Raw genomic sequence first — 17,042 nt, 5'->3', positions numbered from 1 at the left:
TGAGCCGCCTGTTTGTAGAATCATGGATTACGGTAAGTTCATCTTTGAAAAAAGCAAAGAACTAAAAGAGCAGAAGAAGAAGCAAAAGCAAATCCAGATAAAAGAAATCAAATTCCGTCCTGGTACGGATGAAGGTGATTATCAGGTTAAGCTTCGCAACTTACGTAAGTTCTTAGAAGCTGGCGATAAAGCTAAGATTACTATCCGCTTCCGTGGTCGTGAAATGGCTCACCAAGAAATTGGTATAGAATTATTAAACCGTATCAAAGCCGATTTAGAAGAACTTGCAGTAGTTGAGTCTTTCCCAAATCGTGTTGAAGGTCGCCAAATGGTTATGATGATGGCGCCTGTTGCTAAAAAATAATTTTTAAGCGATAATACGCACCGAAATTAGCTCAGGTCTGCAAGTAATATGCGAATATTCACCTGAGTTAACCGGTATTAAAGTAAGATTGCGGCATTTATGCTGGGTCTTCACCGGAACATGGCAGTAAGTTAGGCCTAAAAGTGGAGCTATAGAAATATATCTCACGCCTGCTTACTAATTTAAAAGCAATACAATTTGGAGTTATTGCAATGGCTTATAAGCTAAAAAGTCACAGTGGCGCTGCTAAGCGTTTCAAAAAGACTGCTTCTGGCGGTTTCAAGCGTAAACAAGCGCATCTTCGTCATATTCTGACTAAGAAAACTTCTAAGCGTAAGTTACACCTACGTCCTAAGATGATGGTTCATAAAAATGACCATGGTCTAGTTTCACGTATGTTACCGTTCGCTTAATAGGGGTTTTTAGAAATGGCAAGAGTTAAACGCGGCGTTGTCGCACGTGCACGTCACAAAAAAGTTTTAAAACAAGCAAAAGGTTACTACGGAGCACGTTCACGTGTTTACCGCGTAGCTTTCCAGGCTGTTACTAAAGCGGGTCAATACGCTTACCGTGACCGTCGTGCGAAGAAACGTACTTTCCGTCAATTATGGATTGCACGTATCAATGCTGCTTCACGTCAAAATGGTCTGTCTTACAGCCGTTTTATCAATGGTCTTAAAAAGACATCTGTAGAAATCGATCGTAAGATCCTTGCAGATATCGCTGTTTATGACCAAGTTGCATTCGCAGCGCTTGTAGAAAAAGCAAAAGAAGGCCTAGCCGCTTAAGCTTTTTCATATAAGTATTAAAAAAGGAGCCTATGGCTCCTTTTTTTGTGCCTGTAATTTAATAACTTACACTTTTTTATAGCTGAGCTAAATCGGCTTTTTCAAATTAATACCCATCTGCTTATATTAGCTCTATTTATCGATAAAAAGATACGTTAGAGCAGGGCGAAATTCACTATTTAGTTGTTCTTGGCAATTGCTCCATCATTACTCACTCTCCTGGATCCATGCAGACGTATATCAGACATTTTTGGCGCTGTTAGCGTCAGATGTAATCCTTTAAATTGATTAAGTATTTTTACGAGTTGGTATAAATAGTAATGTAATGAATTACTGTACATTAATAACGTTATATAGCCTTAAAAGACAGGTGTGAATGAGTGACATGTAATTGGCTGCATTTTTTTGTTGAATCACCGCAGTTTCCTCATTATAAAAAGTTTAGTTGATATAATTTATTTAATTAAGGCGTTTGTTAGAGAATTTTATGTTTGCAAGTTTACTAGTTTTATCTGCAAGTGTGGCGTATGACGCACACTTACCTCCATTAATTGAGTGGCAGGGGAAAAGCGTAGAGCTTTTACAAAAACAAGGGCCGTTAACTACTGATTTTGAGTTGTCAGAAGGTGAAGCGTCGCCAGATTATGCAAATACAATGGCATTTGTAGATAGATTAGTTGCTGCAAACCCTACTCAGTTTCAATCTCAAACCATTGGCTATAGTAATAGCAAGCGTGCAATAAAAATGTTGATTGCCAGTGAACAAGGTTTTTTTGAAGCAAGGCAAATGGCTAATAGCACTAAGCCAACTATTTTTATCCAGGCAGGAATACATTCTGGTGAAATAGACGGTAAAGATGCCATGTTTATGTTACTCAGAGATATAGCGACTGGTAAGCGCCGTGACATTTTAAAAAAGGTAAACATATTATTTATTCCTATTTTAAATGTAGATGGACACGAACGTAGCAGTGCATTCAATCGCATCAATCAACGGGGCCCTGCAAAAATGGGCTTTAGAACAAATGCTAATAACCTTAATTTAAATCGCGATTTTACTAAATTAGATACCCCAGAAGTTAGAAGTGTTTTAAAGGTTATTAACGACTACAACCCAAATTTATACATTGATGTACACGTAACCGACGGCGCAGATTACCAATATGATGTGACTTATGGCTACAANAATCCGGTATTTTCAAGCGAGTCGCCTGCGGTATCTGATGCACTAAACCAGTTTTTTAAGCCTCTGATTGACGATACGCTAGCTAAGCAAGGGCACATGCCAGGGCCACTTGTTTTTGTTATGGACAAGCGCGACTTTAAAAAAGGATTAGCGGGATGGGTTGCTACGCCGCGCTTTTCAAATGGTTGGGGTGATTTAAAGTCATTACCGACTATTTTAGTTGAAAATCATTCATTGAAGCCTTACAAGCAACGTGTATTAGGAACTTACGTATTTTTAGATGGTGCTATTACTGCGCTATCAAAGCACAGTCATGAATTAGCTAATGCAGTAAAAAAAGAACAGGAATTTGTTCCTAAACAGTTAATAGTAAAGCGTGGCTATGCCAAGCAAGCTGATACGATTGCGCAGTTTAAAGGTATTGAGTATTCATCAAGCATGAATGCGCTCTCAGGCCAAAATGAAGTGAAGTATTTGGGTAAAGCACATACATATACCGACTTACCTATTTATTGGCAAAAAGATGTACAACATACAGTTGAAGTACCTAAAGCTTTTTTTATTCCGCCTGTATATCGCAATATTATTAAGAAACTAAAGTTACATGGTGTCTCTATTAATAAACTTGAAGGGGCAAACACACAGCCTTTAAAAGTAGCAAAGGTGGCAGACTACACGTTTGATAAAGCACCATTTGAAGGCCGTTTTAGAGTGTCAGCAAGTTTTGATTATGTCCCTGCTATAAATGTAGATTTAGATGGTTGGTATCAAGTCAATACTCAACAAAAAGCAGGTGAGCTTGCTGTGCATTTATTGCATCCTGAAGCACCAGATTCGTTTTTTGCATGGGGGGAATTTAATACTATTTTTCAGCGTACTGAGTATATGGAAAACTATGCACTAATTCCGTTTGCACGCCAAATGCTAAAAGACAATCCAAAGCTAGCGCTTAGGTTTGATGAAAAGCTTAAAGATAAATCGTTCGCAAGCGACGCTGATGCGAGATTAAACTGGTTATATGAGCAAAGTCCATTTTATGATCAAGCGTACTTAAAGTACCCAATATTGATGTCATTTGAAGAAGAAGTTGTTATCCCGGATCAAAAAAGTAAAGAAATCTAATATGCAAATTATAACCATACCCGTCACTGCATTTGCACAAAATAGTCGTATTATTTGGTGTAGTGAAACTAAACAAGCCGTAGTCATAGACCCAGGTGGCGACCTTGATAAAATAGTAGCAGCCCTTAATGAGCATAAACTAGAATTAAGTGCTATTTGGTTAACGCACGGGCATTTAGATCATGTGGGCGGGGCTGATATTTTACGTAATCAATTTAACGTACAAATTATTGGCCCACAAAAAGATGAGTACTTCTGGTTTGAAAACTTACCTATGCAAGCACAAATGTTCGGGTTTAAACCCATTGAGCCTTTTTATCCGGATATTTGGCTAAACCATAACGACACCGTGAGCGTAGGTAAACTTAGCTTTTTAGTGAAGCATTGCCCAGGGCATACACCTGGTCATATTGTGTTTTATCAACAAGACAATGAATGCGTTATTGTAGGTGATGTTATTTTTAAAGGCTCGGTAGGGCGAACTGATTTCCCTAAGGGGAACAGCGAACAACTTATAGAGTCGATTAAGACGCATATTCTAACCTTACCTGATAATACTAAAATATTGGCAGGGCATGGGAGCGACACTACGGTGGGATTTGAAAAACAAACAAATCCTTTTGTGAGTGGTAAGTTTGGTTAAGTTACTTATTTGAAGTTTGGCAAACTGCATAAAAATTAAAAATAAGCAGACTGAGTTTTAAAATGGTTGTATAATTTAACCAGTTTATTTGATAAATAAGAAATAAAATGTCTCTAAATCACGTAGATCGCCAAATATTGGCACTTTTACAACAAGATGCTAGTTTATCAACCGCAGAAATTGCTGATAAAGTAGGCTTGTCTCAATCTCCATGCTGGCGTCGAATTGCCAAGCTAGAGCAAGATGGTTATATAAAAAGCAAAGTGGCTCTTTTAGATGAGAAAAAACTTGGCTTTGATATGCTTGTATATGCACATGTGCGTTTATCAAATCACGGTAAAAAGAACCTTGCTGAATTTGAAAAACTTATAATGAGTTATGATCAAGTAACAGAGTGTTACACCATGGCCGGAACAATGGACTTTATGCTACGCATAATTTCACAAGGCATAGAAGGTTATGAGCACTTTGTACGCGATAATTTACTAAGCTTAGAGTATGTACAAGAAGTACATTCTAATGTAACAATGACATGTGTAAAACGTAGTACTTCCCTCCCTTTATAAAAGCACTTCTTTTAAAAGCTAAACCTCTTTTAGTTTAGTTTAACCACATAATGAGAATTGTTAACTGAGCGCTAATTTGGTAGAATTTAGCGCTTTTTTGATACCCATTACACCATTTGAGGAACTCAATGTTTAACTTACTCAGTAGGGCGCCTAGCTCTGCTAAAAACGATATTCTATCTGGATTAACTGTGGCGCTAGCCTTGGTGCCAGAAGCTGTTGCGTTTGCCTTTGTTGCAAATGTAGAACCTTTAGTTGGTCTATATGCCGCGTTTATCGTTGGTTTAATTACGGCTATATTTGGTGGCCGCCCTGGTATGATTTCAGGTGCAACCGGTGCACTAGCTGTTGTTATGGTAAGTTTAGTGCTTGATCATGGTGTTGAGTATTTATTTGCGACCGTATTGCTCATGGGCATACTGCAGATACTCGCGGGTGTATTTAAACTCGGTAAGTTTATCCGCATGGTTCCTCATCCGGTAATGCTTGGTTTTGTAAACGGCTTAGCTATTGTTATTTTTCTTGCTCAGTTAGGACAATTTAAAGTGCCTGATGGTATGGGCGGACAAGAATGGATGACGGGTAACCCGTTATATATTATGCTTGGTTTAGTGGCTTTAACCATGGCTATTATTCAGTTTTTACCTAAACTAACAACGGCTGTACCCTCTACATTAGTCGCTATTATTACAGTGACCGCTTTAGTCATTGGTTTGGATTTAGAAGCGCATACTGTAGTTGATTTCTTAAAAGGAATGACAGGCGACGAAGCTGCAACAATTGCAGGCGGTTTACCTCAGTTTCATATTCCTATGGTACCGTTTACTTTCGAAACGCTACAAATTATTTTTCCTTATGCACTTATTTTAGCGGCTATTGGTTTAATTGAATCATTATTAACGCTTAGCTTAATTGACGAGATTACAGAAACTCGCGGTCACAGTAATAAAGAGTGTATAGGCCAAGGCGCTGCAAATATTACTTGTGGTATGTTTGGTGCAATGGGGGGGTGTGCAATGATTGGTCAATCAATGATCAACATTAACTCAGGTGGTCGTTCTCGCTTATCGGGTATAAGTGCTGCATTGATGTTGCTTGCGTTCATCATATTCGCTTCAAGCTTAATTGAGATGATCCCACTAGCTGCACTTGTTGGTGTTATGTTTATGGTTGTATTAGGTACGTTTGAATGGGCCAGCTTTAAAATGATGAAGCGTGTGCCTCTATCTGACGCGTTCGTAATAGTACTTGTATCGGGTGTGACGGTTATTACCGATTTAGCGATTGCAGTATGTGTAGGTGTTATTGTATCTGCATTAGTATTTGCTTGGCAGCATGCTAAGCACATATACACAACTAACTATATTGACGAAGAAGGCGCTAAAGTATATGAGTTACATGGCCCGCTTTTCTTTGGTTCAGTTAAAAACTTTGCAGAGTTATTTGATGTTAAAAATGACCCTAAAAATGTAATTGTTGAATTTAAGCATAGCCGCGTATCTGATCACAGTGCAATAGAAGCAATTGACACACTTGCTGATAAGTACACAAAAGCAGGTAAACAACTTCACTTACGTCACTTAAGTAAAGACTGTACGCAGTTGTTGCATAAAGCACGCGATTTGGTTGAAGTGAATGTGATTGAAGATCCAACATACAAAGTAGCATCAGACAAACTAGCTTAATTTACACAAAGCTATTTATATTTAAAAAGCGAAAGGTGAATAACCTTTCGCTTTTTTAGTGTATCTACTATTTGTTTGCGGTAAGACTATTAAAAAGCAAGGTAGGCTGTAGTGCTATGCAAACTCATAAATCTATATAATAAGACTATCTAATTTTATTAAAATTAGCCCTACATAGGTAAAAATAATAAAGAATAACAAGCGCCTATTTTATGGAATTAGTCTTTAACTATACGGAGTAAACATCTATTTTGAACTGGCAATCTTTAGTCGATAACAGACAACGCTTTTTTTGGCTTTTGCAAATTGCAGGCTGGATTGGTTATGCGTTAGTAAATTATATTGGCTCTAAAGTATTTGAAATGCGTGATATATACGTATTTGTTATTTTATTAAATGCTTACGCTGGTTGCTTAATGACAGTACCGCTTAGGTATATTTACCGTAAAATTTGGAATGCCTCGCCTTGGGTATTAATGATTGTGGTATTTGGTGCCTCCTATGTAACAGGTACTTTATGGGCTGTCGTTCAAAAATTTAATTTGTGGGAAATATACCGCCATGGTTATAGACCAGAGGAGTGGTTTTATTACCTGCAGCAAGGCTTAGATTCTGTATATATTATTTTATGTTGGAGTGGTTTGTACTTTGGCGTTAAATATTATCAGTTATTACAAAGTGAGCGACAAAAAGCGTTAAAGGCCACAACTATGGCACACGAAGCGCAATTAAAAATGCTTAGGTATCAGCTTAACCCCCATTTTTTATTCAATACACTTAACGCTATTTCTACTTTAATTTTGGTTAAAGAAAACAAAGATGCTAACTTAATGGTAGCAAGGTTAAGTGACTTTCTACGTTATACATTAAATACCGATCCAATAAAAAAAGTACCGTTAGAGCAAGAGTTACATGCGCTCATGCTTTACTTAGAAATAGAACGTGTACGTTTTGATGAGCGATTAAAGGTAAATGTAGATGTAAGCGAGCAAGCTAAAGAGGCTTTAGTACCGAGCTTAATCTTGCAACCTATTATAGAAAACGCGATTAAATATGCTATTGCCCATCTAACAGAAGGTGGAGTAATTGATATAAAAGCACAGGTATTTGCGAATGAGTTATTACTAGAAGTGGGCGACAACGGCCCAGGTACTGACATACTCGATGGCCAATTAGTTAACGCTCAAGGCGTAGGTGTCGCTAATACCAAAGATAGATTAAAAACGTTGTATGAAAATAATTATTCGTTTGTATTATCACATAATACGCCAAGTGGATTAAAAGTTAATCTGCGAGTACCTTTTGAGAAGGCTGTGAAAAATGACTAAAATAAAAACACTCATTGTTGATGATGAACCGTTAGCACGAAAAGGTTTAGCGGTAAGGCTCGAAGAATACTCTGATATTGAAGTAATTAAATTGTGTAGTTCAGGCGCTGATGCAATTGAAATGTGTCAAAGCGAGAAAATTGATTTGGTTTTTTTAGATATTCAAATGCCAGGTATGAATGGCTTTGAAGTAGCAAGAGCCCTTAGCGAAAGCTCAAAAGCATTACCAGCGATTGTATTTGTAACGGCCTTTGACCAGTTTGCTGTAAAAGCGTTTGAAATTCATGCTCTCGATTACATTTTAAAACCCGTTGATGATAACAGACTAAAACAGGCGGTAGAAAAAGTGCATACCTACTTAAAAACGCAGCAAGACAACGCCCATAAGAAAAAACTAGCGAGTTTTGTAGCCGGTATTACTGGTAACAATTGCGAAGAAATACTTAAAAAATTAGCCACTGGCGATATGCTAACAGACAGACGTTACCCAGAATCGCTTGCTGTAAAAGAGCAGGGTGAAATTATACGGGTACCTGTAGCGACTATCCAATGGGTTGATGCAGCAGGTGACTATATGTGTTTACACTGTGAAGACGGACAAACGCATATTCTACGTAAAACAATGAAAGAGCTTGAGCAAGAGCTCGACCCTCAGTTATTTGTGCGTGTGCACCGCAGCGCAATAGTAAATACAAAACAAATTAGTAAACTGGTTACACAAGTAAGTGGTGAGTATTTATTAGTACTTGAAAATGGCCAAGAATTAAAAGTGAGCCGTAGCTACCGAGATAAGGTTAAAGCGGCATTAGCAAGTTAAAGCCAACGCTTTTATTACAGACACAAAAAATGCGAGCTAAGCTCGCATTTTTTATATTCGGCGTTTAATTACGCAACAGTTACAATTTTCATTGTGTTAGTTGCGCCCACAGTTTCCATTGAGTCACCGTGAGTAATAATTACTGTATCGCCAGACTGTAAAGACCCTTGAGAAACTAAAGTATCAAGCGCGGCTTTTACCATACCGTCTTTTTCAGTTTTTGTAGAATCAAAAAATACTGGGTAAACACCACGATAAAGTGCTGTTTGACCTAATGTACTCGCATGACGTGAAAGCGAGTAGATTGGTAAGCCTGAGCTGATACGCGACATTAATTTAGCCGTACTACCAGATTCAGTAAGTGTGATAATTGCTTTAACAGAATCTAAGTGATTAGCTGCATACATAGCAGAAAGCGCAATTGATTCAGCATTGTTAGAAAAGCGACTATCTAAACGGTGTTTAGAAACGTGCGTTTCTTTTTGCGATTCAGCACCTAAACAAACGCGTGCCATAGTCGCAACTGTTTCTTCAGGATAATCACCTGCAGCTGTTTCAGCTGAAAGCATTACAGCATCTGTTCCATCAAGAACAGCATTTGCAACATCCATAACTTCTGCACGTGTAGGCATAGGGTTATCAATCATCGATTCCATCATTTGCGTTGCTGTTACTACAGTACGGTTTAATGAACGAGCACGACGAATAATTAGTTTTTGCTTGCCCATAAGAGCAGCATCACCAATTTCAACACCTAAATCACCACGAGCAACCATTACAGCGTCAGACGCCAAAATGATGTCATCAACAGCTTCTTGGGTTTCAACGGCTTCAGCACGTTCAATTTTAGCAAGTAACTGTGCTTTTGAACCAGCAGCTTCAGCAAGTGAGCGTACGTAGCGCATATCGTCGCCACTACGTGGGAATGATACGGCAATGTAATCTACGTCAATTTCAGCGGCAGTTATTAAATCTTCTTTGTCTTTTTCAGTAAATGCTGGAGCAGTTAAGCCACCACCTAAACGGTTAATACCTTTATTGTTAGATAAAACACCGCCAACAGTAACTGTACAATGCACTAAATGCCCAGCTACTTCATCAACACTTAATTGAATAAGGCCGTCATTTAGAAGTAGTAAATCGTTAGGGCTTACATCGTTAGGTAATTCTTTATAATCAATACCTACGGAGTTTATGTCGCCTTCGCCTTTTTCCATTTTTGCATCAAGGGTAAATTTTGCACCCACAGCAAGCGTTACTTTACCTTCTTTAAAAGTAGAAACGCGGATTTTAGGGCCTTGAAGGTCAGCAAGGATAGCAATATGCTTGCCTAATCTTTTTGCAATATCGCGTACAGCTTGTGCACGGTCTTTATGATCTTGGGCAACACCATGTGAGAAGTTTAAACGTACTACATTAGCCCCAGCGATAATAATTTTTTCTAAGTTGTTATCTCTATCGGTAGCAGGTCCAAGGGTAGCGACTATTTTCGTGCGTCTTAGCATCAATTTCTCCTGTTTGCTTGGTGAAAGCATGTTGACGTTATTTTGTTGACTTAAAATATCTATATTAGAATAAAATATTTTAGTTATGTGCAAACTTCAAAGGTTTGCCACTATTTTATACAAAACTATTGTGTCATCATTATGACACCGGTGTCAGAATGCGTCAATGATCTTAATTTCAATTAGCTTTGCTTTTAGTCACCCCGAGACCATTGATGTTTGATATAATTACGTAGCTTATTTATCTGTAATAAAAAAGCATGTTGTATTGACTCATAATTAGTATTTTATGACTGTATGAGTATAATGCACGCGGTATTATTTAATTTATACACTGAATTTTCTAACCAAATAGTTGTTACCGAGGAGGACACTAGATGCAAGTTGCATTAGTAGGGTTAGGCGTTATGGGAAAAAATCTTGCCCTAAACTTGATTGAAAAAGGGATAACGCTAGTCGCTTATGACAAAAACCCACATGCGGGTGAAGAGTTACTAAGTTGTGCTAAATCTCAAGGCATGGCTGATAGGCTTCACATTGTCTCTGATTTAAGAGACATGGTAAGGCGTTTAGAGGCACCTCGTTCTATTTTATTACTTGTTCCTGCTGGTGAGTTAGTTGATACAGTTTGTAATGAACTTGTAGAGGCCGGCGTTAACTGTGACGATATGATTGTCGATTGCGGTAATAGTAATTATAAAGACGGTATAACGCGTAAACTTAAATACCAAAATAAATTTGAATTTGCCACTATGGGAATTTCTGGCGGTGCAGAAGGCGCTCGCCATGGTCCTGCAATGATGGCAAGTGGTTCTGAGGGTGGTTGGGAACGTATTGAGCCATGGTTTGAAAAAGTAGCTGCTAGCTATAATGGCGACTCGTGTTTTGCACGTGTTGGTCAATCAGCAAGTGGTCATTTTGTAAAAATGGTTCACAACGGTATTGAATACGCACTTATGCAACTTATTGCAGAAGTGTACCAATTACTTCGTTTAGGCACTAATCGTTCTCCAAAAGAAGTGGCTGAGATATTTAATGACTGGTCAGAAGGTCAATTAAATAGCTACTTACTGTCTATTTCTAGCCACATATTGTCACTTGAAAATCATAATAATGTACCGCTTGCGGACTTAATTGATAATAAAGTTGGCGCTAAAGGTACTGGTCTTTGGACTGCGCAAAATGCACTAGAACTTGGTATTGCAGTTCCTTCACTTGTTGCTGCTGTACAAGCTCGTCATTTAACTAATGCATGTAATACAACGGCTGCACAAGAGATGACGTATGCATCTAAACCAACTAACAATGTTGAAATTGATTTAGAAGAGCTAAAAGAAGCGTTCTTACTTGCAAGCTTACTAGCGTATCGCCAAGGTTTAGCGTTAATTAAAGGTGCATCACGTACTCATCAGTGGAAAGTTGATTTATCTAAAACGCTTCAAACGTGGCGTGCTGGTTGTATTATTCGTGCTGACTACCTTGATAGCGTTGCACAAGGTGTTGAATTTATTGATACCCTTGAGAAAGAGTCTAACTCTTTGCGCAAAATTACCGGCCAAGCAATAATGACTGGTTTAGCATTCCCTGTATTGGGTGCTACACAAACGTATTTAGCAACATTAACCACACCGAGTAATGGGCATTTAGTTCAAGCCCAGCGTGATTACTTTGGTGAGCACGGCGTTAAAACCCATAGCGGTGAAACATGCCATTTAACTGACCTAGTAGATATCGACGCTAAAGTTAGATAATAAACAGTTGTTTAAAACGATAAAGGCACGCTATTTAGCGTGCCTTTTGTATTTTTGGTGCTGTGAGATTTAACGGCTTAACTCACCACGTAAATTGTCTTGCATTAAATGACGAATCGTCTCGACTTCTAGCTTCTGACTAAATAAATAATGTAATTTAGTTAAACATGCTTCAAGGGTCATATCATATCCACTAATAACACCAATATTTAACAGTGCATTACCCGTTGCATAGCCGCCCATATTTACATGGCCTTTTAAGCACTGGGTTAAATTAACAATAACGACGCCACGTTTACTTGCTTCTTCAAGTATTGATAAAAAGTTAGGATCTTGCGGTGCATTACCTACACCAAAACTAAGCAACACCAAGGCTTTAATATTGCCATTAACTAAGCTTTTAACCACTTCTTGACTGATACCAGGGTATAAATAAAGCACACCAATGGGTTGAGGTGTAATGGGGGTAACTTGCAGCTCATTTTCAACATAAGGACTAAGTTGGCCTTTAATAAGTTGAATACTAATACCCGATAACGCTAAGGGATCAAGATTAGGTGACGCAAATGCATTAAATCCATCGGCGTGGGCTTTAGTTGCTCTGTTACCTCTAAACAGTTGGTTATTAAAAAATAGACTTACTTCTGCAATTGGATAATTTGCCGCTAGATACATTGCATTCAGAAGGTTTACTTGGCCATCTGAGCGTAATTGAGAAAGCGGAATTTGTGAGCCAGTTACAATTACAGGTTTAGTTAGATTTTCGAACATAAACGATAGTGCTGAGGCTGTATACGCCATTGTATCGGTGCCATGAAGCACAACAAAACCATCATAATCTTGGTATTTATCTTTAATGTCATCAGCAATAAGTTGCCAATGCTCAGGAGACATATCTGAAGAATCTATAAGAGGGCAGTATTCGTGAATATCAAACAAAGGCATTTCATCACGGTTAAACTCTGCGTTGTTCACTACGGTTTCTGTTAAAAAACCTTCAGCAGGAATATAACCTCGACTCGATTTTTTCATACCTATAGTACCGCCAGTATAAGCGATATAAATGCGTTTACGTTTCATAAAAAAAGCCCAGTAAAAAAACTGGGCTTAGTATAACGTTAAGTAACTTTAAATACAGCTGATTAGGTAAAACTATGCACTTTTATTGTGCAACGTTACACACTAAACAGCGTGCATATACACCTTGTGGATCGTTGTAATCTTTAAGGTTTTCAACTTCAGTACTTAATTGGTTAATAACGCTTTGCAAGTTAGCTTGCGTTGCTAACACAGATGTTTTTTGTGTTTGTAAACCAAGCATCGATTTAATAGACGCGTTACCAAAAATGTTTTGAATCATTTTTTCTTGCGAGCTTAAATCTTGTTTAATAGTTTTAACTTCATAGTGATTAAGTTTTGCAAGTGCTGCGGCTGCTTTTATAGCATCTTGTTTATCACCAAGTTTGTCTACTAAACCCAGTTCAAGTGCTTGAGATGCAATCCATACGCGGCCTTGGGCAATTTTATCAACTTGCTCAGGCGTCATATTACGGGCATCAGCGACAACGTTTAAAAAGCGACCGTATGCTTCTTCAACGCTCATCTGAATTACTTGACCCATTTTTTCGTTTAGGGGACGAGTGATAGAAAAACCAGCCATTTCGGTTGTTGCAACGCCATCTGAATAAACACCAATTTTAGATAAGGTTTTTTCAAATGTCATAAACGTACCAAATACACCAATTGAACCTGTAATAGTACTCGGTGCTGCCCAGATTTCGTTTGCAGCAGAGGCAATCCAATAACCACCTGATGCAGCTACAGAGCTCATAGAGGCAATAACAGGCTTACCAGCAGCTTTAAGCGCTAATACTTCTGCACGAATAACTTCAGAGGCAAACATACTACCGCCACCTGAATCAATGCGCAGTACGACCGCTTTAACTTTGTCATCAAGGCGTGCTTTACGAAGTAGGGCTGCTGTAGAGTCGCCACCAATTTCTCCAGCTTTACGCTCACCATCAACAATTGTACCTTTAGCAACTACAACGGCGACTTTTTCGGTAATAGGGTTATCAAATTCAATCGGTGGTTTAACCAAGCTTAAGTATTCACGAAATGAAACTTGCTTAAATGTTTTGCCATCTTCTTGTGCGCCAACTAAATCAATTAATTGTTTGCGAACTTGTTGATTTGTTTTTAAAGAATCAACCCACTGGTGGTCAAGTGCATATTTACCTGCATCGCCATCTGCAGCTTTCATTTTTTCAAGGTATACGTCCATTGTCTCGTCGAAATTTGACTCATCAAATGGGCGAACCGCAGCAACATCTTGTTTGTATTCGCTCCAAAGAGCGCCTAACCAAACACGGTTAGCTTCTTTGGCTGCTTCAGACATGTCGTTCCGAATGAAAGGTTCTACTGCTGACTTAAATGTACCAACACGGAAAATATGCTGCGTTACTTCAAGCTTTTCAAGTGCATCTTTAAAGTAAAGCGGATACATGCCGTAACCTTCAATACCTACGCTACCGTATGGGTGCATAGCTATTTCATCAGCATGTGATGCAATATAGTATTGTGCTTGGGTATAGTAATAACCCGATGCAATCACTTTTTTGCCAGCTTGTTTAAATGCATCAATAGCATTGGTAATTTGCTTAAGTTTGTTTAAATGTGCTTTAGGCATTTCTTGTAAATCAAGCAGCATCACCGTAATGCGATCGTCTTTAGTCGCTTCGTTTATTACTTCAACAATATCGTCGAGTAATATTTCGCTTGGCGCTTCAGAACCAGAAGTTGCATCACTAATTGCAGCTTCGACCGGATCTATGTATGTTTTTTCTTCAACAATAGGGCCATTTAGGTTAAGCCTAAGCACAGAGCCATTTTCAACTATTATTTTATCGTCGTCACTTGAGAGTGACACTAAGAAAACAATTACCAGTAATAAAAACAGAATGTTGAGTATTAAACGACGAGAAAAGTTAATTCCAGCCCAAATACCTTTAAATACCTTTGCTATCAAAATAGCTCCTTAATTTGGTACAGTTAATACATTAGTTCCATCTTAGCCTAGAATAAAAATAAATTTAACTGCTAAATCGTAACGAAGTGTTTATGAGGTGCTATTAATACATGTTTTTATGGCTTTTTTTAATTAAATGAAGGCACATATTGCTTATTACTTGCCATTAAAGCAGAATTAGCTAATGTATACAGGTTAGACCAGTTAACGGGGCACAAGATGTTAGAACAACAATTACAATTAAAACACACACAATTACGTAACCGCTTAGTGATGGGCTCAATGCATACAGGCCTTGAAGAGGGATGGCATAACCGCAAACGCTTACGTGCATTTTACGAAGCACGTGCAAAAGGCGGCACTGCAATGTTAATTACGGGCGGATACAGCCCTAATTTACGTGGCAAATTAACACCTATTTCATCTTCATTTAATAGTTATTACGATGTATTTAAGCACCGCGCTTACACAGATGCTGTGCATAAACACGGCGGAAAAATTTGTTTGCAATTATTACACGCTGGACGTTATGCGTACCATCCATTCAATCAAGCACCAAGTGCAATAAAAGCACCTATTAATCCTTATAAACCTAAAGCGATGTCGCTTGGCTCGATTAAAAAAACAATTAAAGACTTTGCGCACTCTGCCTATATGGCTGAAAAAGCTGGCTACGATGGCGTTGAAGTTATGGGTTCTGAAGGGTATTTGATTAATGAGTTTATGGCGCCGCACACCAATAAACGTGAAGATGAATTTGGTGGCAGCCTAGAAAATAGAATGCGACTTGCGCTTGAAATAGTTAAAGCTGTAAGAGCAAAAGTATCTGAGCAATTCTTAATCATTTTTAGATTGTCGGTTATTGATTTAATCCCAAACGGTTCAACACCAGAGGAAGTTGTCATACAAGCTACCGAGCTTGAAAAAGCGGGTGTTGATATATTTAACACAGGTATTGGTTGGCACGAAGCGCGTGTACCAACTATTGCGAGTATGGTGCCGCCAGGTGCATTTAAAGAAGCATCAAAACGTTTAAAAGACGTGGTGAGCGTGCCAGTTATTGCTGTTAACCGAATTAATACTCCAGAAATTGCTAACGATATTTTAAATGCAGGCGAGGCTGATTTAATTTCGATGGCAAGGCCGCTACTTGCCGATCCAGAGTTTTTTAATAAATACGCAAATAATCAATCTAAGCAAATTAATATTTGTATAGGGTGTAACCAAGGTTGTCTAGATCACGTATTTAAAAATAAACGTGCTACATGTTTAGTTAATCCACAAGCTGCATTTGAGCTAGATTACCCGTTAGAGCAAGCAACCAAAGCTAAAAATGTATTAGTAGTCGGTGCAGGCCCTGCTGGTTTATCGGCAAGTTGTTACTTGGCTCAAAAAGGGCATAACGTCACGCTAATTGACCAAAAACCGCAAATGGGTGGCCAATTTAATTTAGCTATGCAAATACCAGGTAAAGAAGACTTTAACCATACTCTTACTTACTTCACTAATGAGCTTGAGCGATTAAAAGTAACTGTAGAGCTTGGTAAAGCTTATGACGATTCAATGCTTAAAAACTATGATGACATCGTATTTGCAACTGGCGTTAGGCCGCGTGAAGCCTCTATTAAGTGTAGCGATGATAAGCGTGTATTTGCTTATGACGAAGTTATACGCGGCGAAGTAGAGCTGGGTAAATCAATTGCTATTTTAGGTGCCGGTGGTATAGGTTTTGATATGGTTGCGTTTTTAAGCGAACATAAATCGCAAACTATTAGCGAGTTTAAAACGCAATGGGGGATTGAGTGTGAAGCCCAACCTCATAAAGATGAACGTCAATTGTATATGTTAAAACGCAGTGCGGGTCGTTTTGGTAGCGAGCTTGGTAAAACAACGGGTTGGATACATCGCCAAGTTGCTAAGCAGCATGGCGTTAAGCAAATTGCTGATTGCCAATACCAAAGCTTTGATAAAAGCGGACTAACTATTAATGTTGCTGGTGAAACTCAAGTACTGCCAGTAGACACGGTTATTGCCTGTATTGGCCAGGTTTCTAACAACGAAGTGCTAGAAAATCACACAGATAACGCAAAGGTACATGTTATAGGCGGAGCTAAACTAGCTGCAGCTATTGATGCTAAACGCGCTATTTTTGAAGCACTTCAGGTCGCTAGAAGTATTTAACCTTTGTAAATAAATTGAAATAGTTTATCAATTCATGCGGTCTTTGCTGTTTATAGTCTATAACTTAATAAACAGTGA

14 protein-coding genes are annotated in these 17,042 nt (G+C 38.4%); 11 read left to right on the top strand and 3 right to left on the bottom strand.

Translation table 11 applies throughout. The features are described from left to right. The 9 genes from infC to L654_RS0114075 all read left to right on the top strand — a co-directional run. Positions 1-364 (top strand): translation initiation factor IF-3 (gene infC / locus L654_RS0114115; RefSeq protein ID WP_029753619.1); only part of this gene is annotated, 364 nt, incomplete at its 5' end. 212 nt (positions 365-576) lie between these two features. Next, entirely contained in the window at positions 577-777 is a 201-nt protein-coding gene (rpmI, locus tag L654_RS0114110; protein ID WP_002960713.1) for a 50S ribosomal protein L35, read from the top strand. 15 nt (positions 778-792) lie between these two features. Further along, positions 793-1,152 (top strand): 50S ribosomal protein L20, encoded by a 360-nt coding sequence (rplT, locus tag L654_RS0114105; RefSeq protein WP_002960711.1) that lies wholly within the window; start codon positions 793-795, stop codon positions 1,150-1,152. A 487-nt stretch (positions 1,153-1,639) separates the two neighbouring features. Next, a complete protein-coding gene (locus L654_RS0114100; protein ID WP_024608250.1) occupies positions 1,640-3,460 on the top strand; it encodes a M14 family metallopeptidase in 1,821 nt (606 codons plus the stop codon). Between the two features lies 1 nt (position 3,461). Beyond that, the gene (locus L654_RS0114095; RefSeq protein WP_024608249.1) at positions 3,462-4,103 is read left to right on the top strand and encodes an MBL fold metallo-hydrolase; all 642 of its coding nucleotides are present in this window, start codon (positions 3,462-3,464) and stop codon (positions 4,101-4,103) included. A gap of 107 nt (positions 4,104-4,210) precedes the next feature. Beyond that, positions 4,211-4,669, top strand: a complete 459-nt coding sequence (locus L654_RS0114090) for an Lrp/AsnC family transcriptional regulator (protein WP_007375323.1) — start codon at positions 4,211-4,213, stop codon at positions 4,667-4,669. A 128-nt stretch (positions 4,670-4,797) separates the two neighbouring features. Next, positions 4,798-6,354 (top strand): SulP family inorganic anion transporter, encoded by a 1,557-nt coding sequence (locus L654_RS0114085; protein WP_010554472.1) that lies wholly within the window; start codon positions 4,798-4,800, stop codon positions 6,352-6,354. Positions 6,355-6,605: 251 nt separating this feature from the next. Continuing rightward, positions 6,606-7,682 (top strand): histidine kinase, encoded by a 1,077-nt coding sequence (locus L654_RS0114080; RefSeq protein WP_024608248.1) that lies wholly within the window; start codon positions 6,606-6,608, stop codon positions 7,680-7,682. Beyond that, positions 7,675-8,499, top strand: coding sequence for a LytTR family DNA-binding domain-containing protein (locus L654_RS0114075; RefSeq protein ID WP_007582688.1), 825 nt, complete (start codon positions 7,675-7,677; stop codon positions 8,497-8,499). The genes L654_RS0114080 and L654_RS0114075 overlap by 8 nt, the downstream gene beginning before the upstream one ends. A gap of 68 nt (positions 8,500-8,567) precedes the next feature. Here the strand turns inward: L654_RS0114075 and pyk are convergent, their stop codons facing one another. Further along, positions 8,568-10,004 (bottom strand): pyruvate kinase, encoded by a 1,437-nt coding sequence (gene pyk / locus L654_RS0114070; RefSeq protein WP_007582689.1) that lies wholly within the window; start codon positions 10,002-10,004, stop codon positions 8,568-8,570. A gap of 377 nt (positions 10,005-10,381) precedes the next feature. Here pyk and gndA point away from each other — a divergent pair, with 377 nt between their 5' ends. Next, positions 10,382-11,755, top strand: a complete 1,374-nt coding sequence (gene gndA, locus L654_RS0114065; protein ID WP_024590135.1) for an NADP-dependent phosphogluconate dehydrogenase — start codon at positions 10,382-10,384, stop codon at positions 11,753-11,755. Between the two features lie 69 nt (positions 11,756-11,824). Here the strand turns inward: gndA and ansA are convergent, their stop codons facing one another. Further along, positions 11,825-12,835 (bottom strand): asparaginase, encoded by a 1,011-nt coding sequence (gene ansA, locus L654_RS0114060; protein WP_007582693.1) that lies wholly within the window; start codon positions 12,833-12,835, stop codon positions 11,825-11,827. 82 nt (positions 12,836-12,917) lie between these two features. Continuing rightward, on the bottom strand, positions 12,918-14,783 hold the full coding sequence (gene sppA, locus L654_RS0114055) for a signal peptide peptidase SppA (RefSeq protein WP_024590136.1): 1,866 nt from the start codon (positions 14,781-14,783) through the stop codon (positions 12,918-12,920). Positions 14,784-15,002: 219 nt separating this feature from the next. Here sppA and L654_RS0114050 point away from each other — a divergent pair, with 219 nt between their 5' ends. Next, positions 15,003-16,964 (top strand): NADPH-dependent 2,4-dienoyl-CoA reductase, encoded by a 1,962-nt coding sequence (locus L654_RS0114050; RefSeq protein ID WP_024608247.1) that lies wholly within the window; start codon positions 15,003-15,005, stop codon positions 16,962-16,964. The last annotated feature ends 78 nt before the right edge of the window (positions 16,965-17,042 follow it).

It is taken from the genome of Pseudoalteromonas sp. TAB23 (assembly GCF_000498075.1).
Classification (GTDB): domain Bacteria; phylum Pseudomonadota; class Gammaproteobacteria; order Enterobacterales; family Alteromonadaceae; genus Pseudoalteromonas; species Pseudoalteromonas arctica.
The sequence above is the reverse complement of the archived record's forward strand: the minus strand, read 5'-3'. Positions and strand labels throughout refer to the sequence as shown.